At 72.7% G+C, this 22,729-nt stretch carries 17 protein-coding genes, 1 tRNA gene and 2 pseudogenes; 13 read left to right on the forward strand and 7 right to left on the reverse strand.

Going from position 1 to position 22,729, the window contains the following annotated elements:
• Window positions 1-132 precede the first annotated feature (132 nt).
• Both ACZ7HQ_RS26415 and ACZ7HQ_RS26420 read left to right on the forward strand, forming a co-directional pair.
• Complete coding sequence (locus ACZ7HQ_RS26415; RefSeq protein WP_470994551.1) at window positions 133-777, forward strand: hypothetical protein; 645 nt, start codon at window positions 133-135, stop codon at window positions 775-777.
• Window positions 778-1,100: 323 nt separating this feature from the next.
• Complete coding sequence (locus ACZ7HQ_RS26420; RefSeq protein ID WP_470994553.1) at window positions 1,101-1,772, forward strand: class F sortase; 672 nt, start codon at window positions 1,101-1,103, stop codon at window positions 1,770-1,772.
• Between the two features lie 14 nt (window positions 1,773-1,786).
• Here the strand turns inward: ACZ7HQ_RS26420 and ACZ7HQ_RS26425 are convergent.
• The 3 genes and pseudogenes from ACZ7HQ_RS26425 to ACZ7HQ_RS26435 form a co-directional block, all read right to left on the reverse strand.
• Window positions 1,787-2,952: pseudogene (locus ACZ7HQ_RS26425) on the reverse strand (GDSL-type esterase/lipase family protein).
• Window positions 2,953-2,975: 23 nt separating this feature from the next.
• Window positions 2,976-3,548 carry a TetR/AcrR family transcriptional regulator gene (locus ACZ7HQ_RS26430; protein ID WP_470994556.1) on the reverse strand — a complete coding sequence of 191 codons (573 nt, stop codon included), beginning with the start codon at window positions 3,546-3,548 and terminating at the stop codon, window positions 2,976-2,978.
• Window positions 3,549-3,788: 240 nt separating this feature from the next.
• On the reverse strand, window positions 3,789-4,139 hold the full coding sequence (locus ACZ7HQ_RS26435; protein WP_470994559.1) for a winged helix-turn-helix transcriptional regulator: 351 nt from the start codon (window positions 4,137-4,139) through the stop codon (window positions 3,789-3,791).
• Between the two features lie 99 nt (window positions 4,140-4,238).
• Here ACZ7HQ_RS26435 and ACZ7HQ_RS26440 point away from each other — a divergent pair, with 99 nt between their 5' ends.
• From ACZ7HQ_RS26440 to ACZ7HQ_RS26450, 3 genes are all read left to right on the forward strand, one after another.
• Window positions 4,239-5,126, forward strand: coding sequence for an NAD(P)-dependent oxidoreductase (locus ACZ7HQ_RS26440; protein ID WP_470994561.1), 888 nt, complete (start codon window positions 4,239-4,241; stop codon window positions 5,124-5,126).
• Between the two features lie 188 nt (window positions 5,127-5,314).
• On the forward strand, window positions 5,315-6,265 hold the full coding sequence (locus ACZ7HQ_RS26445; RefSeq protein WP_470994564.1) for a LysR family transcriptional regulator: 951 nt from the start codon (window positions 5,315-5,317) through the stop codon (window positions 6,263-6,265).
• A 193-nt stretch (window positions 6,266-6,458) separates the two neighbouring features.
• On the forward strand, window positions 6,459-8,417 hold the full coding sequence (locus ACZ7HQ_RS26450; protein WP_470994567.1) for a collagenase: 1,959 nt from the start codon (window positions 6,459-6,461) through the stop codon (window positions 8,415-8,417).
• Between the two features lie 73 nt (window positions 8,418-8,490).
• Here ACZ7HQ_RS26450 and ACZ7HQ_RS26455 read toward each other — a convergent pair whose 3' ends face one another.
• Window positions 8,491-9,936 carry a glyceraldehyde-3-phosphate dehydrogenase gene (locus ACZ7HQ_RS26455; RefSeq protein WP_470994569.1) on the reverse strand — a complete coding sequence of 482 codons (1,446 nt, stop codon included), beginning with the start codon at window positions 9,934-9,936 and terminating at the stop codon, window positions 8,491-8,493.
• A gap of 166 nt (window positions 9,937-10,102) precedes the next feature.
• Between ACZ7HQ_RS26455 and ACZ7HQ_RS26460 the strand changes: the two genes are divergently transcribed.
• From ACZ7HQ_RS26460 to ACZ7HQ_RS26480, 5 genes are all read left to right on the forward strand, one after another.
• Window positions 10,103-11,329: a hypothetical protein gene (locus ACZ7HQ_RS26460; protein WP_470994572.1), complete on the forward strand. Its 1,227-nt coding sequence runs from the start codon at window positions 10,103-10,105 to the stop codon at window positions 11,327-11,329.
• A gap of 142 nt (window positions 11,330-11,471) precedes the next feature.
• On the forward strand, window positions 11,472-12,113 hold the full coding sequence (locus tag ACZ7HQ_RS26465) for a DUF998 domain-containing protein (RefSeq protein ID WP_470994575.1): 642 nt from the start codon (window positions 11,472-11,474) through the stop codon (window positions 12,111-12,113).
• Window positions 12,114-12,152: 39 nt separating this feature from the next.
• Entirely contained in the window at window positions 12,153-12,473 is a 321-nt protein-coding gene (locus ACZ7HQ_RS26470) for a hypothetical protein (RefSeq protein ID WP_470994578.1), read from the forward strand.
• 118 nt (window positions 12,474-12,591) lie between these two features.
• Window positions 12,592-13,416: a PP2C family protein-serine/threonine phosphatase gene (locus tag ACZ7HQ_RS26475; protein ID WP_470994581.1), complete on the forward strand. Its 825-nt coding sequence runs from the start codon at window positions 12,592-12,594 to the stop codon at window positions 13,414-13,416.
• Window positions 13,417-13,539: 123 nt separating this feature from the next.
• Window positions 13,540-14,562, forward strand: coding sequence for an MASE1 domain-containing protein (locus ACZ7HQ_RS26480; protein WP_470994584.1), 1,023 nt, complete (start codon window positions 13,540-13,542; stop codon window positions 14,560-14,562).
• A gap of 48 nt (window positions 14,563-14,610) precedes the next feature.
• Here the strand turns inward: ACZ7HQ_RS26480 and ACZ7HQ_RS26485 are convergent, their stop codons facing one another.
• Entirely contained in the window at window positions 14,611-14,949 is a 339-nt protein-coding gene (locus ACZ7HQ_RS26485; protein WP_470994587.1) for a hypothetical protein, read from the reverse strand.
• A gap of 193 nt (window positions 14,950-15,142) precedes the next feature.
• Here ACZ7HQ_RS26485 and selA point away from each other — a divergent pair, with 193 nt between their 5' ends.
• The gene (gene selA, locus ACZ7HQ_RS26490) at window positions 15,143-16,492 is read left to right on the forward strand and encodes an L-seryl-tRNA(Sec) selenium transferase (protein WP_470994590.1); all 1,350 of its coding nucleotides are present in this window, start codon (window positions 15,143-15,145) and stop codon (window positions 16,490-16,492) included.
• Window positions 16,492-18,270: pseudogene (locus tag ACZ7HQ_RS26495) on the forward strand (SelB domain-containing protein); the annotation flags it as partial. The gene selA and the pseudogene ACZ7HQ_RS26495, both read left to right, overlap by 1 nt.
• Window positions 18,271-18,305: 35 nt before the next feature.
• On the opposite strand, the gene ACZ7HQ_RS26500 reads toward ACZ7HQ_RS26495, so the two are convergent.
• A tRNA-Sec gene (locus ACZ7HQ_RS26500) sits at window positions 18,306-18,398 on the reverse strand.
• 37 nt (window positions 18,399-18,435) lie between these two features.
• On the opposite strand from ACZ7HQ_RS26500, the gene selD reads away from it, so the two are divergent.
• Complete coding sequence (gene selD, locus ACZ7HQ_RS26505; RefSeq protein ID WP_470994592.1) at window positions 18,436-19,455, forward strand: selenide, water dikinase SelD; 1,020 nt, start codon at window positions 18,436-18,438, stop codon at window positions 19,453-19,455.
• 5 nt (window positions 19,456-19,460) lie between these two features.
• Here the strand turns inward: selD and fdh are convergent, their stop codons facing one another.
• Window positions 19,461-22,721 carry a formate dehydrogenase gene (gene fdh, locus ACZ7HQ_RS26510; RefSeq protein ID WP_470994595.1) on the reverse strand — a complete coding sequence of 1,087 codons (3,261 nt, stop codon included), beginning with the start codon at window positions 22,719-22,721 and terminating at the stop codon, window positions 19,461-19,463.
• Between the last annotated feature and the right edge of the window lie 8 nt (window positions 22,722-22,729).

Genomic DNA, 22,729 nt, shown 5'->3' on the forward strand with positions numbered 1-22,729 from the left:
GTGGCGCGGTGACCCGGCTGGGCGGCTCGGATGGTGGGAGCCGGGCCACTCACTGACGGTGGTTCATGTCGAGGCCGGGTTTATCCAGCTGATGAGGTATCCGCTGCCCGACCACGGCGGAAGGACATCACTATGCGTTCTGCCCGCATGATTCTGGCGACGGCTGCCGCATCCGCAGCCCTCGCCTTCGCCGCGCCCGGTGCCGCGTTCGCGGTGGCCGCGGGTGCCGACGGAGGCCGCGACGGCTCCTCCCACAGCCAGGGGCGCGGCCACGACTCCGACGACGGCCAGGGCCGCGACGACGACTCGGGCCGCGGTCACGACAATGATCACGGCGACGACCACGGCGGCGGCCGCGGACACGACGAACCGCGCGGTGGAATGCACACGGGTGGCGGAGCGCTCGCCATGATGCAGGGCGACGACTGGGGCTCCGGCTCGGGTCGCGACGACAGCCGGTTCGACCCCGACAGCTACCGCGACGAAGGCAAGAGCGGCGGCAAGGACGGTGGACGCGGCGACGACGAGCGGGGCGATGACGAACGGGGTGGCAACGACCGGGGTGGCGACGAGGGGGGCGGCGACGAACGGGGCGGCGACGAGCGGGGTGGCAACGAGCGGGGCGGCGACCACGAGAAGCCGCACGGCGGTATGCACACCGGCGGCGGCGCGCTGGCCACTCCGAGCGTCACCGCGGGCGGTCTGGCCGTGCTGGGCGTGGGTGCCGCGGGCATGTACGCGATGCGCCGCAAGAAGGCCGGCCAGCCGGCGTCCTGACGTGGCGACTCGTCACCCGAGGCTGCGGCCGCCGCCGACGCGCCCCTCGCGTCGGCGGCCCGCACCCGCGGCGACCGGCCCCCTGGGTCCCGTCCTCGCGCGTTCCAGGTGCACCGACGCCCGGACACGTCCCTGCGCGCACCGGGCGCCCGCACCGGCGTCCCTGTCGTCCCTCCCCCCAATAGACCTGGTCCATGGGCGCCCCACGCTTCCGTCCCGTGCACCCACGCCACCCTGCGCGTCCCGTCCCAGCGCACCGGCCCTGTGCGCCGGTGCCCCTGTTCTGATCCCCGTGCTGCCGTGCCCGAGTGAGGTGGTGTCCGATGGCAGCAGATCCCTCCTCTTCGACCCCCTCGGAACCGCCGGCGGACGGGCAGAGTTCGGGCCGTGGTGGGCGGCTGACGCTGTGGGGCGTGGCGATCGTGATCGTCGCCGTCGCCATGTTCGGCGGCAAGCACGGCTCGCAGGGCGCGTCCCAGGCGTCCCGTGCCGCGGGTGCGAGCGCCGCCGCGCAGGCCGATCCGCAGCAGGTCGGCGATGCGCTGCCGAGGTCCGTACCCACCCGCCTGGTCATCCCGAAGATCTCCGTGGACGCCCCGTTCACCACGCTGGACATCGGCGCCTCGGGCCAGCTGCAGCCCCCACCGGCGGGCGACACCAACCTCGTCGGCTGGTACGCCAAGGGGGTCTCGCCCGGTGAGAAGGGCACCGCCGTCATCGCGGGGCACGTCGACACGACGACCTCCGCCGCCGTCTTCGTCGACCTCGACCATCTGCAGCGCGGTGACCGCTTCACCGTGCAGCGTGCCGACGGGCGGGACGCCGAGTTCGTCGTGGACAGCGTCGAGACCTTCGCCAAGGACGACTTCCCCAGCAAGCGCGTCTACGCCGACACCCAGCGCTCCGAGGTCCGGCTGATCACCTGCGCGGGCGACTACGACCACGACGTGCGGGACTACACCGACAACCTCGTCGTCTTCGCCCACCTGGTGTGAGCCGGTCCCACGGATCAGGCGAGGGCGTCCGCGAAGGGGCCGCCCGGCGTGAACGCCAGCGCCGCGAACCGCTCGCCCATCCGGCGGTGCGCGGCCGCGTCCGGGTGGAGGCCGTCGGGCAGCGGCAGTTCGGCGAAGTCGGCCGCGCCATAGAGATCGCGGCCGTCCAGGTGGTGCAGCTGAGGGTCCTCGGCCGACCGCTCGCGCACGATCCGGGCCAGTTCCTCGCGGATGACGCCCAGGGTGAGTTTCCCGGCCGCCCTCTCCGCCGGGTCCCCGGCCGCCCGGAACCGCAGCCGTCCCTCGCTCAGGGCGGAGAAGTCCGGAAGGGTCGGGCCCGGTGTGTCCTCGTGGAGGGGCACAGGATCGGCGAGACGACGAGCAGCGGGGTGTCCGGGTGGCCGTCGCGCACGGTGTCGAGGAAGCCGTGGACGGCGGGGCCGAACGCACGCAGCCGCATCAGGTCGGCGTTGACGACGTTGATGCCGAGCTTGACGCTGATCACGTCGGCTGGCGTGTCACGCAGGGTCCGCGCGGTGAACGGGTCGAGCAGGGCGCTGCCGCCCAGCCCCAGGTTGAGCAGCTCCACCCCGGCCAGGGACGCGGCGAGCGCGGGCCAGGTAGTGGTGGGGCTCGCGGCGTCCGAGCCATGGCTGATGGAACTGCCGTGGTGCAGCCACACCTTGCCGCCCGGCTCCCGTACGGGCTCGACGGGTGCGTCGGTGCGCAGGGCGACGAGTTCGGTCGTCTCGTTGTGGGGCAGCCAGATCTCCACCAGCTTGACGGCGTCGGGCAGCCCCGTGAAGCACACGGTGCCGATGGGGCCCGCCCGGTGTTCGGCGGTCCCGGCGGTCATGTCGATCGTGAGCGTGTTGCCGCCGGCGACCCGGCCGTTGCCGGCCGGACGTCCGTCGACGAGCAGGTCGTACACACCGTCCGGGCGGGGCGGCGCGCCGACGTAGAGCCGCTTGGTCGGCAGGGTGTCCAGCTCGATGGCGGTCGCGCGGGTGCGGAAGACCAGCCGTACGCCGGAGGGCTGGGACTCCGCCATGGCCAGCTGTGGATCGGCGCACCGCGCGCGGGCGCGGGCGGGCAGCCGGTGCGGCAGCAGCCCGTGGGCGGTGCGTTCCAGATCGAGGGCGCCGCGTACGAGGTCGGCGGTGAGGGGCGTGGTGTGCATCATCTCGGCGTGTGTCCAGGGAGTCAGGGGGCGGCGGGCCAGTCGCGCAGCAGGGAGTCGAGGGCGTCCACGATCCGCGTCCACGACTCCTGGGAATCGGGGGCACTGTGGCTGAACCCGCCGGCCAGCTCCAGGCTGACGTAGCCGTGGAAGACACTGCCGAGGAGGCGGACGGCGTGGGTCTGGTCGGGCTCGGCCAGGTCGTAGCCGCGCAGGACGGCCCGGGTCAGCTGCGCGTGCCGTACCCCGGCACTGGCGGCGGCCGTCTCGGGGTCCAGCGGGTGCCGGGCGGCCGTGTAGCGGCCGGGGTGTTCGCGGGCGTAGTCGCGGTAGACGTCCGCGAAAGCGCCGAGGGCGTCCTTGCCGGACCGGCCGGCGAGAGCGTCGGCGGCGAGGCCGGCCAGTTCCTCCAGGGCAAGCAGCGCGATACGCGTCTTCAGGTCCTGGGAATTCCTCAGGTGCGAGTACAGGCTCGCGACCTTGACGTCGAACCGCCGGGCCAGCGCCGACACGGTCACCTGGTCGAAGCCGACCTCGTCGGCCAGTTCCGCACCCGCCCGGACGAGGCGCTCGGTGGTCAGGCCTGCGCGCACCACGGCGTGTCTCCCTCCTGTCACCAGCCATCATGACTTGCCTAAAGGTTTTAGGCAAAGGGTGGAGGGTTATAGGAAACAGTCCCCTGTGGACCCTCGCAGCACCAGCGAGGCCGGACACGGACACCGTCGTCTACCCACCTTTTTGTGCGTACTTGGCAGCCGCCGCCCCGTCGGGAGAGGCTGTTTCACGAGGTCGGAGCCCAGCAAGACGGGCCGGGAGGAGGTGGCAGCGGGGGTGTCTCAGGAGGGTCCGCCGGGTGCGCGGAGCTGCTCCAGGCGGCGGTGTCCCCAGTCGGACACGGGGCCCAGGGCCTCGGACAGGTCGCGGCCGAAAGCGGTCAGCGTGTACACGGTCTTCGGCGGCAGCACGTCGTAGACCTCCCGGTGCACCAGACCGTCCTCCTCCATCTCGCGCAGCGCCTGCGTCAGCACCTTCTCGCTCAACCCCGGTAGCCGGCGCCGCAGTTCGGCGGGCCGGTAAGGGCCGGACTCCAGCAGCCACAGCAGGGACGTCTTCCACTTGCCGTCGATCACGGCGATCGCGGCGGTCACTCCGCAGACGTTCGGGTCCTGGGCGCGGCTGCGTGTCATCGGCGTCCTCTTCATTCCCATCGGGCCATACGGCTTCGTTCCCATCGGGCCGTACGGCCCTGATTCCCGATTCCCCATCACTTCCACGGGAGTTGAAACATGTCCACGTCCACGAATCTTCCTGCCGTCACCGTGCTCGGTCTCGGCCCGATGGGCCGCTCGCTGGCCGGCGCGTTCCTGGGGGCCGGGCTGCGGACCACGGTCTGGAACCGCACACCGGGCAGGGACCGGGACCTGATCGAGCAGGGCGCGGCCGGCGCCGGATCGGCTGCGGAGGCCGTGGCCGCCGGTGACCTGACCGTCGTCTGCGTCGTGAACGGCGACGCGGTCGACGCCCTGCTGCGCCCCGAGCCCGTCGCCGGCGCACTCAAGGGCCGTACCGTCGTGAACCTCACCGCCGACACCCCGGCCCGGGCACGCGAGACGGCTGACTGGGCGGCCGCCCACGGTATCCGCTACCTGGACGGCGCGATCATGACGCCGGCCCCCAGTGTCGGAACCCCCCAGGCGGTCTTCCTGCACAGCGGACCGCGGGACCTGTACGACGAGCACCGGCCGGTGCTGGAGGCACTGGGCGGCACCCACACCCACCTCGGCGAGGAGATCGGACGCGCCGCCACCTTCGACATCGCGCTGCTCGACCTCTTCTGGACGGCGATGGCGGGCTACGCGCACGCCGTGGCGCTCGCCCGCGCGGAGGGCGTCACGGCCGGGGACCTTGCACCCTTCGCCCAGGGCATCGGCGCGATCCTGCCGCCGCTCTTCGCCGAGTTCGCGCAGGACGCCGACGACGGCACCTACTCCGGGGCGATCAACCCCCTCACCTCGGCCGCGTCGACCATGGCGCACGTCGTGGCCGTCTCCGAGGCACACGGCATCGACGCGGGCGTGATGCGCGCCGTCGAGGGCATGGCCCGGCGCACCATCGGCCTCGGGCACGGCACGGACGGCTTCATCCGGGTCGCGGAGGTGCTGGGCCGCCACTGACCCGGACCGGCCGGCGAGGAGGCGGTGCCCCGAGGTCGGCGGACCTGCGACTTGTGCCGGACGCGGCACAGTGCGACGCTTCGGTCCGCCGGCCACGACCACGGCCGGCGGTGGCTGTGAGCAGTGGTTTTCCCCAGGAGGCGGACCGATCTCCAGGGGCGGCCGTGGACGGAACGGGGAGTGGAGCAATGGAGCTGGAGCTGCGGCACCTGCGGGTGCTGTGCGCGATCGCCGACGCCGGCAGCGTGGGCCGGGCCGCGACACAGCTCGGCTACTCGCAGCCCGCCGTGAGCACCCAGCTGCGCCGCATCGAGCGCCACCTCGGCGAGCCGCTCTTCGAGCGCGGCACGAGCGGGGTACGGCCGACCCGCTACGGCACCGAGGTGGTCGCCCAGGCCCGCGACGTACTGGCCCGCGCCGACGCCATCGGTCACCGCCCCGCCGCCGCACGAGCCGGCCGTACCCTGCGCGTGGCGGCGACCAACTCGCCGATGCTGTCGGGCACGGTCTCCCGCGTCCGCACCCGGCTGCCGGAACTGTCCCTCGCGGTCACCAGCGTGTACGCCTCCTCGCGGATCGTCGAGCTGCTGGAGGAGGGCGCGGTGGACGCGGCCATCGCCGCCGACTACCCGGGCATGGAGCTGCGCCACTCGGGCGCGGTACGGCACAGCGGGATCGTCACCGAGCCCACGTTCGTGGCCCTGCCCTCCCGGCACCGGCTGCGCCAGTGCGCCCAGGTCCAGCTCGCCGACCTGGCCGAGGACGCGTGGTTCGTGACCCCGGACGACGGGGCGGGCTGGCCCGGGGTGTTCTACGACGCCTGTGCCGCGGCCGGGTTCACGCCGGTCACGGTGCACGAGTTCCTCGGCGACCAGACACAGTTGCAGAGCATGATCGCCGACGGTCTGGGGGTGTCGCTCGTGCAGCCGACGCTCCGGCCGATCCCGCACGTCGTGGTCAAGCCGCTGGTCGGCTCCCCGCTGTGGTGCCGTTACGTGCTGGCCTGGCGGCCCGACACCGTCACCGAGGAGGTCGTCGAGGCGCTGTCCCAGTCCGCCACGGCCGCCTACCGCGACCTCGTCGCACAGGCGCCCCACCTGCGGGCCTGGGCCTCGCGGACGTGGAGCGTCGGGGCGTAGCCACCGGGACGCCGGTACGGCCGCCACGGCCGAGGGTGTCGGGCCGAGGGTGTCAAAGGCGCGCCGTGACGTTATGAGCAGGCAGTGTCATGTGCTATGTCACACGGCATTGTTGAGGCGGGCGGCCCGCTGAGACAGTGCCTCACACGCCTCAACACCCCACAGAGGCGCATCCCTTCGTGGAGGAACCCAGATGCGCTATCGCCTCGCGCTGCCCAGACGCATGCCCGGCCGAACGCGCCCCCGCACGGGCACACGCATGGCCGGCGCCGCGGCCGTCTGCGTCACCGTGGCCGGGCTGCTGTCCACGCCGGCCCTGGCGGCACCCCAGCCGCACACCGGCGCGCCCACCGCTCCCCGCGGGCACACGTCCGTGCCGTCGCCGGCCGGCGCGACCACCGCCGTCACCGAGCGTCCCGCGAGCCAGGCCCGGCGCCTCAGCCCGGCCCAGCTCCCGCCCCTGCAGCCCCTCACCCGCAAGCCGGCCCGCCCGGATGCGAAGGCGGCCTCCTGCACTCCCGGCGACTTCGGCGGACGTTCCGGCTCCGCCCTCGTCGCCTTCGTGAAGGCCTCGTCCACGGACTGCGTCAACACGCTGTTCTCGGTGACCGGCAGGGACGCGCACGACGTCTTCCGGCAGGCCCAGATGCTGACCGTGGCGAACGCGTACACGCGTGTGGCCGGGCAGTACCAAGGCAATGACTCCGGCGGCATCGAGCAGCTGGTCCTTTTCCTGCGGGCAGGCTACTACGTGCAGTTCAACCACTCCGCCGACGTGGGGTCGTACACCTCCCGGCTCACCACCGCCGTCACAGCCGGGCTCGACACCTTCTTCGCCCGCTCCCACTCCCAGGACGTCAGCGCGGCCAACGGCGACATCCTCGCCGAGACCGTCATCCTCACCGACAGCGCGGACCAGCAGGGCCGTTACCTGTACGTCTACCGGCGGCTGCTGAACGACTACGACAGCACCTACGACGCCATTCCCAGCATGATCAGCGCCGTCAACGACGTCTACACACCCCTGTGGCGCGGCAACTGGAACCCGGACTACGTCAGGGCGGTGGACGCCGACCCGCGCATCATCGACACGCTGGACGACTTCGCCCTCGCCAACACCGACCTGCTCGGCACCGACCAGGCCTTCCTGGACTCCAACGCCGGGATGAACGTGGCCCGTTACGTCGAGCACCCCGAACTGCGCGACGCCGTCCAGCCGTTGGTCAAGGAGCTGCTGGACGAGACCGCGATGACCGGTCCGACGGCCGGCCTCTGGGTGGCCGTGGCCACCCAGGCGAACGCCTACGACGCCGCCGACTGCTCGTACTACGACGTCTGCGACCTGCCGGCCAAGCTGACCGAGGCCGTCCTGCCGGTCACCCGGCACTGCGACGCGAACGTCACCCTCCTCGCCCAGTCGCTGACCGCGGCCGACCTGGACGCCGCCTGCGCCAGCGTGCTGAACCAGAGCAGCTACTTCCGCGGCATCGTGAAGGCCGACGGGGCGATACCCGGCCAGTACGTGTCGACCATCCAGCTCGTGGTCTTCTCCAGCCGCTCCGACTACCAGACCTACGCCGGCCCGATCTACGGCATCGACACCGACAACGGAGGCATGACCCTGGACGGCAACCCGTCCGACCCGGCCAACCACGTCACGTCGATCATGTACCAGAAGCCGTCCGACGACGGATTCACGGCCCGGATCTGGAACCTCAACCACGAGTACACGCACTTCCTCGACGGCCGTGACGACATGAAGGGCGACTTCGCCCAGGAGACGACCGTGCCGGACGTGTGGTGGATCGAGGGTGTGGCCGAGTACGTGTCCTACAGCTACCGGGGCATCGCCGACGACCAGGCGGCCCAGGAGGCGGCCAGGCACACGTACAAGCTGAGCACCCTCTTCGAGAACACCTACGGCAACAGCGACGTCACCCGCACCTACCCGTGGGGCTACCTCGCCGTGCGCTACATGGCCGAGCACCATCCCGACGACATCCAGCGCATGCTCGCCCGCTTCCGCGCCGGTGACTACGCCGGCGGATACGCCGTCTACCACGACGGCATCGGCACCCGCTACGACGCCGACTTCGACCAGTGGCTCACCGCGTGTGCCGCGGGCGCCTGCGCCAGGCCGGCGAAGGCCTGACCGTACGCGCCCCAGCAGGACGGCCGCCGACCGGAACCCCGGTCGGCGGCCGCACACGTGCCGGCGAAACGGATCAGACCGCCGTCGCCGGGTACGTCGGGTACTCCACGCCCGACACGTGCTGGACGACCCGGACCACCTGGCAGGAGTAGCCGAACTCGTTGTCGTACCAGAGGTAGAGGATCGCGTTGTCGCCGTCGACCTTGAGGGCGCCGGCGTCCACGATCGAGGCGTGGCGCGAGCCGATGAAGTCGCTGGAGACCGCGTCGGGCGCCGTGATGAAGTCGATCTGGCGCTTGAGCGGCGAGGTCAGCGACACCTCGCGGAGGTAGTCGTGGACCTCCTCGCGGGTGGTCTCGCGGGCCAGCTGGAGGTTGAGGATCGCGATCGAGACGTCCGGCACGGGCACGCGGATCGAGCTGCCGCTGATCTTCGCCTTGAGGTCCGGCAGGGCCTTGGCGACGGCGGAGGCCGCGCCGGTCTCGGTGATGACCATGTTGAGCGGCGCGGAGCGGCCACGGCGCTCGGACTTGTGGTAGTTGTCCAGCAGGTTCTGGTCGTTGGTGAACGAGTGGACGGTCTCCACGTGGCCGCGCAGCACGCCGTACTCGTCGTCCATCGCCTTCAGCGGCGGGACGATCGCGTTGGTGGTGCAGGAGGCGCAGGACAGGATCTGCTCGTCCGGCTTGATCGTGTCGTGGTTGACGCCGTGCACGATGTTCGGGACGTCGCCCTTGCCGGGCGCGGTCAGGACGACCTTCTCGATACCGGGGCGCAGGTGCTTGGACAGGCCCTCACGGTCGCGCCACTTGCCGGTGTTGTCGATGAGGATGGCGTCCCGGATGCCGTACTCGGTGTAGTCGACGTGCGACGGGTCGTCGGCGTAGATCACCTTGATCTCGTTGCCGTTGGCGACGATCGTGCTGCTGTCCTCGTCGACCGTGATCGTGCCCTGGAACTGGCCGTGGATGGAGTCGCGGCGCAGCAGCGATGCGCGCTTGACGATGTCCTGGGCGCCGCCGCCGCGCACCACGATGGCGCGCAGGCGCAGGCCGTTGCCGGAGCCGGACTTCTCGATCAGCAGACGGGCGACCAGCCGGCCGATGCGGCCGAAGCCGTACAGGACGACGTCGCGCGGCTCACGGCGCTCGATCTTGTTCGCGCCGGTGGCACCGGCGACGGCCTCGGCGGTGAACTCCGCCACGCTCAGACCGCGGTCGTCGGCCTTGTAGGTGGTGGCCAGCATGCCCAGGTCGATCTGGGAGGGCCCGAGGTCGAGGTCCGTCAGGGCTTCGAGGAACGGCATGGTCTCGGTGACGGACAGTTCCGCGCCGTCGATCTGCCGGGCGAAGCGGTGCGTCTTGAGGATGCTGACCACCGACTTGTTCACCAGGGAGCGGCTGTGCAGCAGGACGGTCACGTCCTGCTCGCGGTGCAGCTTCCCGATGAGCGGGATCATCGACTCCGCGATCTCCTCGCGGATCTTCCAGTTGGTGAACGAGTCGTCGTTGACAGTCACGGATCCATCTTTCGAGCTAGGCAGCGCTCATATGCTAACCGCACCTCTCACGTGACCCGTCCTGGGGTGCCGAGGTAAGGGATTTACCCCGTTTCCTTGACTGATTCCTGAATCAGGGTGGAAGTGGTTAAGAAACCCGAGTCGTGGATTGCCCGTCTTACGGGGCGTGATCAAGGTCAAGAGAGTGAGTACCTCTTCCATGCCCCGGCCCGAGCCGGCCGCCCCGTCCGTACCCGTCCGTCGCCCGGCCCTGCCCAGGATCGCCCGGCGCGGTGTCCCGGAGGGTGCGCTCCCGGCCCTCGCCCTCTTCGCGGGGGTCCGGTTGGCCGGGGTCCTCATGGTGATCCTCACTAACGCGCTGCGAGGCCATCCGCTGGTCAGGAGCCTCGCCCACTCCTGGGACTCGCGCTGGTACCTGCACATCGCCGCCAACGGCTACGGGCACCAGATCTGGATCACCAAGGAGGGCGCCGTACAGACCGACTGGGCGTTCTTCCCCCTGTACCCGGCGCTCATCAGAGCGTTGACCACGGTGCTGCCGCTCACCCCCGGCCAGGCCGCGATGCTCATCTCCTGGATCGCCGCCGGCGTGGCGGCGTACGGCATCTACGTCGTCGGGCACCGCCTCTACGGGCGCGGGGTCGCCACCGCGCTGGTCGGTCTGTGGGCCGTCCTGCCGCACTCCGTGATACTGACCATCGCCTACACCGAGTCGCTGTTCGCGGCGTTCGCCGTCTGGGCCCTGTACTGCGTGCTCAAGGGACGCTGGCTGTGGGCCGGGGTGCTGACCGCGCTGGCCGGCCTGTCCCGGCCGAGCGGTTTCGCGGTCGCGGTGGCCGTCTGTCTCGCCGCCGCCCACGAGGTGGTGCGGCAGCGCGGCCGGGTCCCGGTGAGCCTGTGGGCCGGTGCCCTGGTGGCCCCGCTGGGCTGGCTGGGCTATGTGCTGTGGGTGGGCAGTCAGACGGGAGACGTGCTCGGCGGCTACTTCAAGATCCAGAGCGCCTGGAACTCCCGCTTCGACCTCGGCCTCGGTTCGGCCCGCTTCGTCAAGGCCCTGCTGCTGCACGGCGGAGGCGTCGTCTATCCGGTGGCCCTGGTGATCGTCGCGGCCGGCGTCGTGCTGTTCGCGCTGCTGTGCCTGGAACGGGCCCCACTGGCGCTCGTGATCTTCGCCGGGGTCCTCATCCTGCTGGTGATCGGCGGCTCTGGGCCCTTCTCCTCCAAACCGAGGTTCCTGCTGCCCGCCTTCCCGCTCCTCATCCCGATGGCCCGCGCCCTGGTCCGCACCTGGCGGGTCCGTCCGGCCCAGGCGGTGATCGTCTACGGCGCCCTCACCGTCGTGTCCCTGCTGTTCGGCGCCTATGTGACGGCCGTGGCCCGCTCCCCGCTGTGACCCCCCGCCGGCCCGGCGCCCGGACTGCCGCTCCGGCCGGGGGAATCCCACACCGCGGATCCGGGGGCCTGCCACAGTGTGCCGCTCGCCCGTGCCGTGATCGGCTTGCCGGGAGACAGGCCGTGGACGGGGAGGCGAGCGGATGCGGGACCGGACCGGGCGTGCGGCGTGGGTCGCGGGGGTGGCGCAGTTCTTCGTGTGCCACGGCCTCGCCGAGTCGGTGTGGGCCCGGCCGTACAGCTGGGCGCGGAACAACATCAGCGATCTCGGCAACGCGCGCTGCGCCTGGCAGCCCGACCCCGAGCCGCGGTACGTCTGCTCTCCCCGCCACGCCCTGATGAACACCTCGTTCGCCGCCCTGGGCCTGCTGCTCGTCGCCGGGGTCGTGCTGACGGGCGCGCTCTGGCGGCGCGGGGGTGCGGCGGTCCTGTGCCGGGGGCTGCTCGCCGGGGCCGGCGTCGGATTCGTCCTGGTCGGGCTCGCGCCCGCGGACCTGCACGAGAACCAGCATGTGCTCGGCGCCCTGCTGATCATGGGAACGGGCAACGTCGGCCTGCTTCTGGCCGGGCCCGCCCTCGCCGACGGCGTGCCGCGATCGCTGCGGTGGGGGAGCGGGGTGCTGGGCGGTGTCGCCCTCGTCGCGTTCGGGCTCTTCCTCTCCCGCCACCACCTCGGGCTCGGCATGGGCGGTATGGAGCGGCTCGCCGTGTTTCCGCCGCTCGCGTGGACGGCCGCCGCCGGCCTGCACGGGCTGGTCCGCGGCGGTCCTGTGCGAACGCCGTGAATCGGGGTAGGCGGGGGGACGCCCGAGGAAAGGACCGTCATGACGACCTACGTGATCAGCGTCCCCGGCACCTTCACCGCGGACATCGGGACCGATACCCGCAGCCGCCTGGCCACGGCGCTCAGGCCCGCCGATCCGCACGGCACCCGGATGGGCGACGCCGAGGACCTCGACGCACTCAGCGTCAACGAGGACAACACCTTCACGCTCCGCCTGACCGTCGAGGCGGACACCGGCCCGCACGCCGAGGAAGAGGCCCGCCGGATCGCCGGCTCCGCCCTCCGGGACGCGGGACTGGACGAGCGGAGCGCACCGCTGGGGCCCGCCGTGATCACCGGGATCGACTCCGAGGTGCGCTGACCCAGCCTCGCTGGGCCCACTCATGGGGCGAGATCTTCCGATTTAGGTAAAATCTAGGCGTTTGCCGAAAATTTATGCGGACGGTCAGTGCAGGCCACCGCCGTGCCGGAAGTGATCGATGCCCCGCAAGCGCTCCACGGACGAAGGCGACGAGCTGCTGGCCAGGCTCGGCTCGCTCACCGCCCAGGCACGGGAGCGCGCGGAGCTGCAGCGCACCCAGGTCGAGCTGGCCATCGCCCTGCAGCGGGGCATGCTGCCCCGGGACCTGCCCACCGCGCCCGGCCTGCATCTCGCCGTCCGCTACGCACCGGCCAACCTCGGTCTCAACGTGGGCGGCGACTGGTACGACGCGTTCGCCCTGCCCGACGGCAGGGTCGGGCTGTCCATCGGCGACGTCCAGGGGCACAACATCGAGGCCGCCGCCTTCATGGGCCAGGTGCGGGCCGGACTGCGTGCCCTCGCCTCCGTCACCGGCGAGCCGGGCGAACTCCTCGCCCGCACCAACGACCTGCTGCTCTCGCTGGGCGGCGAACTGTTCGCCACCTGCACCTTCATGCGCCTCGACCCGGCCACCGGGGTGCTGGAGAGCGCACGGGCCGGCCACATCCCGTTCGTGTGGGCCACGGCGGACGGCAAGTCCGGTGTCGTCGACGACGAGGGAGGGCCGCCGCTCGGCATCGACAAGGGCATGGACTTCCCGGTGAGCAGACACCGGCTCACCACGGGTGGCGTCTTCGTGCTGGTCACCGACGGTGTGGTGGAGGGCCCCTCGCTGAGCATCGAGGAGGGCCTCGACCAGGTCGTGCGCCTCGCCGGCATCGCCGCCGTCGCCGGCCTGGAGGCCCATGCGCTGGCCGCCGCCGTGATCAAGGGCGCCGAGAGCGTCGGGCACGAGGACGACGCGGCCGTCCTCGTCGTCGGCCTGGACGGATTCCACCCGTGACCCGCCCCGCTGACGGGTCCGAGCGGGCCGGACCCGCTGGCCGGCGCCGAGTGGGCCGGGATTCAGCCAGAGGGCCGGATGCCACCGGTTCTCGCCTCGCCGAGGCGGGGCCGTCGGTGTGGGATGGCTGCTGTGGTGGGTTACGAGGTCCTGCGCCGGCCGGGCGGCTATGTCGTCCAGATACTGGCCGTCGCAGCGTGCTACTACGCCGCGGCACGACTCGGGCTCCTGCGTGAACTCACCGTCGAGGGCGCCGTCGTCAGCCCCATCTGGCCACCGACGGGCGTCGCCGTCGCCGCGCTGCTGATCCTCGGCCTGCGCTGCTGGCCCGGCATCACGATCGGGGCCTTCTTCGCCGTGCTGTCCATCACCAGCCCCCGCCTCGACGTGCTCGGCACCCTCGCCGGCCAGACCGGCGCACCGGTGTGCGCGGCGCTTCTGCTGCGCCGCGCCCGCTTCCACACCGACCTCGGCCGGCTGCGGGACGGCATCGCCCTGGTGTTCCTGGGTGCACTGACCGCCACCCTGATCAGCGCCACCGTCGGCGTCGGCCTCCTCGTCATCGCGGACAGGCTGAACGCGGCCGACTTCTGGCCCGTCTGGCTGGCCTGGTGGGTGGGCGACGCCATGGGCGTCCTGATCGTCACCCCGTTGCTGCTGTTGCTGCACCGGGCGCGCCGGCCACTGCCCCTGGCCCGCTGGAAGGAGGCGACCGCGCTGACCGTCGTCGCCTGCTGTCTGCTGCCGACGGCCGTCTACAGCACGATCAGCCTGCTCTTCCTCGTCTACCCGCTGATCATCTGGGCCGCCCTGCGCTTCCAGCTCATGGGCAGCGTGCTGTCCGCACTGCTGACGTGCGTGCTGGCCACCGTCGCCGCGACGGACGGCGTCGGCCCCTTCGCGGGGCTGAGCCGGATCGAGGTGATGGCGAAGCTCCAGGCGTTCAACGGCTCCATGGCCCTGACCGCCCTGCTGCTGTCCGCGCTGATCACCGAGCAGCGCAACACCCGGCGTTCGGTGGAGAAGGCCTGCCAGGAGCTGGTCGAGGTCCTGGAACACCTCACCGCGGGCGAGGCCCCGCCGCCCCGGTCACAGCCGGACGCCGAGAGCGGGGCCGACCGCACCTGGCCGGCCGGGCCCCCCTGACGCGCCGGTCCCGCGGACGGCGCAGGCCGGCGCCCGGGTGGTTCCGCGTCACCGGCCCGAGCGGTGCGGCCCCTCGTCGTCGCCCGGCTCCGCCGAGGCCGTGGCGGCCGGTGGGTGTACGGCGCCGGGCTGACCGCCACCAGTCCTGCCGTAGCCGCCCAGGAGGCCCGGCGGCATGTCCGCGGCGGCCTGGGCCTCGCTCATCCGGCGCGGTACCCGGATTCCCGCCCGGCGCTCCGGGCGCGGGTGGTCGAACGGTTCGCCGGCGGCACGCTCGCGCTCCGTCTCGCGCCGGCGGGGCGGGGCCGGCTCGGCGGCCGGGGCGCGCTCGTCCTGCCGGCTGCGGACCTTGTCGTCGTTCATGGGCATGCGGTCCCTGTCGCTCATACGGCGCCGAGTACCCGGCCGCCGGCCGGTGCAGCCACCTCGTCCGGCGTGTCGAACGGCCGGTGCGGGGCACTGGGAGACGATGGGCGAAGCCCGGACGGGCCCGGGCCGGAGGGACGGCGTCGTCATGGAGCAGCGGACGGCCGGAGCGGCGGACCGGCGGACCGGGGTGGCCCGACCAGACTCCGGGGCCGTGGGACCGCAGGAAGGTACGAGCGTACGGCCGCCGGAGGCCACCGACGCGCGCCGCGGCATCCCGCGCACCGACCGCCTGCTGCGTGACCCCCGGCTGTCCGCGGCCGTCGGCCGCCTCGGCGCCGGCGTCGTCAAGGCCGCCGTACGCGAGGCGCAGGAGCGGGCCCGTACGGGTGGCATCCCGCCCGAGGACGTGCTGCGGACCGCCCTCACCCTGCTGCCCGGTACCGCGAGCGGCCTGCGCCCGGTGCTCAACGCCACCGGGGTGCTGCTGCACACCAACCTGGGCCGGGCCCCCCTGTCGGCCGCCGCCCGGCAGGCCGTACAGGAGGCCGCCGGGCCCACCGACGTCGAACTGGACCTGGCGACCGGCGTACGCGCCCGCCGTGGCCGCTCGGCCCTCGCCGCCCTGCACGAGCGGGTGCCGTCGGCCGGGGCGGTGCACGTCGTCAACAACGGCGCCGCCGCGCTGGCGCTCGCCGCCACCGCCCTCGCGGCCGGCAGGGAGATCGTCGTGAGCCGGGGCGAGATGGTGGAGATCGGGGACGGCTTCCGCCTGCCCGACCTGCTCGTCTCGACCGGCGCCCGGCTCCGGGAGGTCGGTACGACCAACCGCACGACCCCCGCCGACTACGCCGGTGTGCTCGGCCCGGACACCGGCTTCGTGCTCAAGGTGCACCCGTCCAACTTCCGTATCACCGGCTTCACCCGGTCCGCCGACATCACCGAACTCGCCGGACTCGGCGTACCGGTCGTCGTCGACATCGGCTCCGGACTCCTCGCCCCGCACCCGGCGCTGCCCGCGGAACCCGACGCCGAGACGCAGTTGCGCGCGGGTGCCGCGCTCGTCACCGCGAGCGGCGACAAACTGCTCGGCGGACCCCAGTGCGGACTGCTGCTCGGCGACCACGACCTGGTCCGCGCCCTCGCCCGGCACCCACTGGCCCGCGCCCTGCGCGTCGACAAGTTGACCCTGGCCGCGCTGGAGGCCACCCTCAGCGGCCCGCCCACCCCGACCGCCCTCGCCCTCACCGCCGACCCGGGGGCCCTGCGTGCCCGCGCCGGCCGGCTCGCCGAAGACCTGGCCACCGACGGCATCGACGTACGGGCCGTCGAGTCCGCCGCCACCGTCGGCGGCGGCGGAGCACCCGGGGTCACCCTGCCCAGTGCCGCACTCTCCCTGCCCGAGCCGTACGCCGCCGCGCTGCGCACCTGCCGCATTCCGGTGGTCGGACGCCTGGAGGCGGGCCGCTGCCTGCTGGATCTGCGGGCGGTGCCCGAGCAGGACGACGCACGGCTGGCCGAGGCGGTGCGCGCGGCCCGGCCCGCCGCGGAAGGGCGGGCATGATGCGGGTCCTCGCCACCGCCGGCCACGTCGACCACGGCAAGTCCGCCCTGGTACGGGCCCTCACCGGCATGGAGCCCGACCGCTACGAGGAGGAGCGCCGCCGGGGACTCACCCTCGACCTGGGCTTCGTGTGGACACGGCTCGGCCCGGACGGTGACGACCTCGCCTTCGTCGACGTCCCCGGGCACGAACGCTTCGTTCCCACCATGCTGGCCGGCGTCGGACCGGTCCCCGCCGTGCTGTTCGTGGTCGCCGCCGACCAGGGCTGGCAGCCCCAGTCCGAGGAGCACCTGGCCGTCCTCGACGCGCTCGGCGTCCGGCACGCCGTCCTCGCGGTGACCCGCATCGACCTCGCCGACCCCGAGCCCGTGCGCGGCGACGCCGTCGAGCGGCTCGCCCGGACCTCCCTCGGCAAGGTCCCCGCGATCGCGGTGAGCTCGGTCACCGGCGCGGGCCTCGGTGAGCTGCGCGCTGAACTGGCCCGGCTGGCAGCCGAGTTGACCGATCCCGACCCCGCCGCCGACGTACGGCTGTGGCTCGACCGGGTCTTCACCGTGCGCGGGTACGGCACCGTGGTGACGGGCACCCTCGGGGCGGGCACCCTGCGCGTCGGTGACCGGCTGGCCACCGGGGACGGCACGAACGTGCTGCGGGTGCGCGGGCTGCAAGCCCTGCAGCAGGAGCGGACGGAGGTCAGCGGGGTGGCCCGGGTGGCGGTCAACGTGCACGGCCCCGGCGCCGACGCCCTGCGCCGGGGCCAGGTGCTGCTGACCCCGGACCGCTGGCTGCGCACCGAGGTGCTCGACGCCCGGGTCACCGGCGCACCGGTCGACGACCTGCCCCGACAGGTCACCCTGCACATCGGCACCGCGGCCGTGCCCGCCACCGTCCGGCCGCTCGGCGACGACACCGCCCGTCTCACGCTCGCCCGGGGCCTGCCCCTGCGCCTCGGCGACCGCGCGGTGCTGCGTGAACCGGGCGGCGGGCGCAGGCCCTGCGGGGTCACCGTGCTCGACGTACGCCCGCCCCGGCTGACCCGGCGCGGCGCCGGCCGGGCCCGTGCGGCGGAACTCGCGGACATGACCGGCCGCCCCGACGCCACCGCCGAACTGCGCCGCCGCAAGCTGATCCGGCGCGCCGACCTGCGGGCGATGGGCGTCCCGCCGCCTCCCGCGCCCGAGGTCCAGGACCCGGCGGACACCGCCGGCACGCCGACCGGTGCGGACTGGCTGGTGGACGACGCGTACTGGACCACTCTGAAAGACCGGCTGGCCGCCGAGGTCGAACGGTACGCGGGGGAGCATCCGCTGGAGCCGGGCCTGCCCGCCGAGGCCGCACGCCGGCTGCTCGGCCTGCCCGACCGGGCCCTCGTCGACGCGCTGGCCGAAGCGGCACCCCGACTCCACGCCCGCCAGGGCCGTTTGTACCCCGCCGGCAGCCCCCGCCCCGCCCTGCCTCCGCCCGTCCAAGCCGCCGTGGACGCGGTGCGCCGGGATCTCGGCCGTACGCCCTTCCGCGCCCCCGAAGCCGGGCGGCTCGCCGAACTCGGCCTGGACCGCAGGGCGCTGGCCGCCGCCGTCTCGGCCGGCGCGCTGCTGCGGATCGCCGACGGGATCGTGCTGCTGCCCGGCGCCGACGCCGGGGCCGCCGCCGTACTGCGCACCCTGCGCCAGCCGTTCACGCTCAGCGAGGCCCGGCGCGCGCTGGACACCACCCGCCGGGTGGCCGTACCGCTGCTGGAGTTCCTGGACGCCCGGGGCCTCACCGAACGCGTCGACGACCAGCATCGGCGCTGCCGCGGGGACGCGGCGAACGGAGGCGGACGGGAATCGAACCCGCCGGCCCGAGATCCTCGGGCCCCTCGGTTTTGAAGACCGGGAGGGCCACCAGGCACCCACACGCCTCCACCGCTCGTCAGGCTACTGCCCCAGGAGACCGCCGGTATGACACCGACATCCACACCGACCGGCCAGGCGCCCGTCCGGCTCACGCAGTACGCCCACGGCGGCGGCTGCGCCTGCAAGATCCCGCCAGGGGAACTGGAGGAGGTGGTCGCCGGGCTGACCGTGCCCCAGCTCGCCGGGGGCGACACGCCGCTGCTCGTCGGGCTCGCCACCGGTGACGACGCCGCCGTGGTCACCCACCGGGGCACCGCGGTCGTCTGCACGGCCGACTTCTTCACCCCGGTCGTGGACGACCCCTACGACTGGGGGCGCATCGCCGCCGCCAACGCCCTGTCCGACGTGTACGCGATGGGCGGCCGGCCGGTGCTCGCCGTGAACCTGCTGTCCTGGCCGCGCGACCGGCTCCCCTTCGACCTGGCGCGCGAGGTGCTGCGCGGCGGACTGGACATCGCCACGGAGGCCGGCTGCCATGTCGGCGGCGGACACAGCGTCGACGACCCCGAACCGAAGTACGGCATGGCCGTCACCGGCCTCGCCGATCCCGAGCGGCTGCTGCGCAACGACGCCGGACGGCCGGGGCTGCCGCTGTCGCTGACCAAACCGCTGGGCCTGGGCGTGCTGAACAACCGGCACAAGGTCACCGGCGAGCGGTTCGAGCAGGCCGTCGCCACGATGACGGCACTGAACCGGGATGCCGCGCGGGCCGCCCTCGCGGCCGGCCTCACCTGCGCCACCGACGTCACCGGGTTCGGATTCCTCGGGCACCTGTACAAGCTGGCCCGCGCCTCCGGTGTGACCGCCGTGGTCGACACGGCCGCCGTTCCCTACCTGGACGGGGCGCGGGAGGCCGTCCGGGACGGTTACGTCAGCGGCGGCACCCGCCGCAACCTCGAATGGGTCGCCCCGCACACCGACTTCGGGGACAGCGGCGCCGACACCCGGCTGCTGCTGGCGGACGCCCAGACCTCCGGCGGGCTGCTGGTCGCGGGCGAGGTGCCCGGAGCACCGGTGGTGGGCGAGCTGGTGCCCCGCGGCGCCCACTCGATCGTCCTCCGGTAGGGCTGCTACGGCTCCGTTCCCGTGTGCTCGTCGATGCCCGCGCGGGCCCGGTAGGCGCGCACCAGTTCCACCGACGCCGGACCCCGCGGCCGGCGGCCCGGGCGGATGTCCACGGCGAACGCCTTCGACTCCTGGATGTGCGTGTTCGGGTCCAGGGACAGATGCAGCAGCTCGTTGGCGGCGTCCCCGGTGCTGTAGCCGTTGGGACCCCAGTGGTAGGGCAGGCCCACCTGGTGCAGCCGCCGGCCCTGCACCGTCAGCGGCGCCATCCGGTCCGTCACCAGCACACGCGCCTCGATCACCCCGCGTGCGCTGACGATCGTCGCCCACCCGGTGTGCTCAAGACCCCGCTCGGCCGCCAGCTCCGGGGAGACCTCGCAGAAGAACTCCGGTTGCAGTTCGGCCAGATACGGCTGCCAGCGGGACATGCCGCCCGCCGTGTGGTGCTCGGTCAGCCGGTAGGTGGTGGCCACGTAGGGGAACACCTGTGAGCCGGGCTCGTCACCGCTCGGCTGGTAGCGGTTGTCGGGGAGCGCCGGCATCACCTGCCGCACCGGGTTGCGCTGCTGGTCGTAGAGCAGGTTCGGGAACGGCGAGTCCTGCGGCTCGTAGTGGGTCGGCAGCGGGCCGTCGGTGAGTCCGGACGGCACGTACAGCCAGGCCTTGCCGTCGGCCTGCATGATGAACGGGTCCCGGCCCGACAACGCCTCCGGTCCGGTCGCGCCCTCGGGCGGCTCGTGGCCGGGCGCCTTGTCCTTCTTGAAGTCGGGCACGTCGTGCCCGGACCACTCGCCCTTGTCCGGGTCCCACCATACCAGCGCCTTGCGCTCGCTCCACGGCCTGCCCTCGGGATCGGCGGAGGCGCGGTTGTACAGGATCCGCCGGTTGGCGGGCCAGGCCCACGCCCACTCGGCGGCCACCCAGTCCTGCTCCCGGCCGGGCTTGCGGCGGGCCGCCTGGTTGACGCCGTCGGCGTAGACACCGCAGTAGATCCAGCAGCCGCAGGTCGTGGAGCCGTCGGGCTTCAACTGCTCGTAGGACGAGAGCGGAGTGCCCTCGGCGTCATGGCCGTTGATCTCGGCCAGGACGGCCTCCGCGTCCGGCTCGGCGTGCCGGCCCCTCGTCGGATAGTTCCAGGCCAGGTCGAGCACGGGCCGGTCCATCTCGTCGGTGGAACCGGCCAGCTTCTCCCGGACGATCCGCCCCAGGTGGTAGGTGAACCACAGGTCGCTGCGCGCCTCGCCGGGCGGTTCCACCGCCTGGTGGTGCCACTGCAGCAGCCGCTGGGTGTTGGTGAAGGTGCCGTCCTTCTCGGTGTGCGCGGCGGCCGGCAGGAAGAACACCTCGGTGCGGATGTCCTCGGTGCGCAGCTCACCCGTCTCGATCTCCGGGCCGTCCTTCCACCAGGTCGCCGACTCGATCAGCGAGAAGTCACGGACCACCAGCCAGTCCAGGCCGGCCATGCCGAGCCGCATCAGCTTGGAGTTGGCGTTGCCCACCGCCGGGTTCTCGCCGTACAGGAAGTAGCCCTTGCAGGTGCCCTCCCGCTGGGCCATGGCCGTCTCGTAGGCCGAGTGGGAGCCGGTGAGCCGGGGCAGGTAGTCGAAGCAGAAGTCGTTCTCGGCGGTCGCCGCCTCACCCCAGTACGCCTTGAGCAGGCTCACCAGGTACGAGCGCATGTTGCCCCAGTAGCCCTTGTGGGCCGCCTCGGCCTGGATGAAGGCGTCCAGGTCCTCGTTCTGGTGGGCGTGCGGCATCGGGATGTAGCCCGGCAGCAGGTTGAACAGCGTCGGGATGTCCGTGGAGCCCTGGATGGAGGCGTGCCCGCGCAGGGCCAGGATGCCGCCGCCCGGCCGGCCGATGTTGCCCAGCAGGGTCTGCAGCACGGCCGCCGCCCGGATGTACTGCACCCCCACCGTGTGCTGCGTCCAGCCCACCGCGTAGGCGAAGGCCGTGGTCCTCTCGCGCCCGGAGTTCTCCGTGACCAGCTCGCACACCTGCCGGAACAGGTCCTGCGGCACCCCGCAGACCTCCTCCACCACCTCCGGCGTGTAGCGGGCGTAGTGCCGCTTGAGCACCTGGAACACACAGCGCGGGTGCGTCAGCGTCTCGTCCCGCTCCGGCTCGCCCTCGCCGATCACCGCGCCGCCGGAGCCGTGCGCCTCGCCGCGTGCCGCCTCGGTCAGCGAACTGCCGCCGCCGGTGCGCTCCTCGTACTCCTGGTCGCGCTCGCCGGACGCCGCCTGGATCTCGGTGCCCTCGTACTGCCAGCTGCTGTTGTCGTAGTGGCGGCTGTCGGCGTCGAGACCGGAGAAGACACCCGCCAGGTCCTCGGCGTCGCGGAAGTCCTCCCGCAGGATCACCGGCGCGTTGCTGTAGGCCACGATGTAGTCGCGGAAGTACTTCCCGTGCTCCAGGACGTAGTGGATGATCCCGCCGAGGAAGGCGATGTCGCTGCCCGCGCGCAACGGCACGTGCAGGTCCGCGAGCGCACTGGTGCGGGTGAAGCGCGGGTCGACATGGATCAGCTTCGCGCCCCGCGCCTTGGCCTCCATCACCCACTGGAACCCGACCGGATGGCACTCGGCCATGTTCGAGCCCTCGATGACGATGCAGTCCGCGTTCTGCAGGTCCTGCTGGAAGGTGGTGGCGCCGCCGCGTCCGAACGAGGTTCCCAGACCGGGAACGGTGGAGGAGTGTCAAACACGCGCCTGGTTCTCGATCTGGATCGCGCCGAGCGCCGTGAACAGCTTCTTGATCAGGTAATTCTCTTCGTTGTCGAGCGTGGCTCCGCCCAGACTCGCGATCCCGAGCGTGCGCCGGGTGCGGGTCTCGTCGACCTCCCACTGCCAGCCGGCCCTGCGCGCCTCGATCACCCGGTCGGCGATCATGTCCATCGCCGTGTCGAGGTCCAGCCGCTCCCACTCGGTGCCGTGCGGACGCCGGTAGAGCACCTGGTGCTCGCGGGCGTCCCCGGTGGTCAGCTGCAGGCTCGCGGCGCCCTTGGGGCACAGCCGCCCGCGCGAGATGGGGGAGTCCGGGTCGCCCTCGATCTGGGTGACCTTCTCGTCCTGGACGTACACGTTCTGGCCGCAGCCCACCGCGCAGTACGGGCAGACGGACTTCACCACCCGGTCGGCGGTGGCCACCCGGGGCTGGAGCCGCTCGCTGGGCCCGCTCTTCGCCGCGGCACCCCGGCCCAGCGGATCGGGGCCCGTCAACTGGCGGTAGACCGGCCAGGAGTCGATCCAGGTGCGTACGCCCACGGCCACTC

The organism is Streptomyces sp. NPDC037290 (assembly GCF_055603245.1).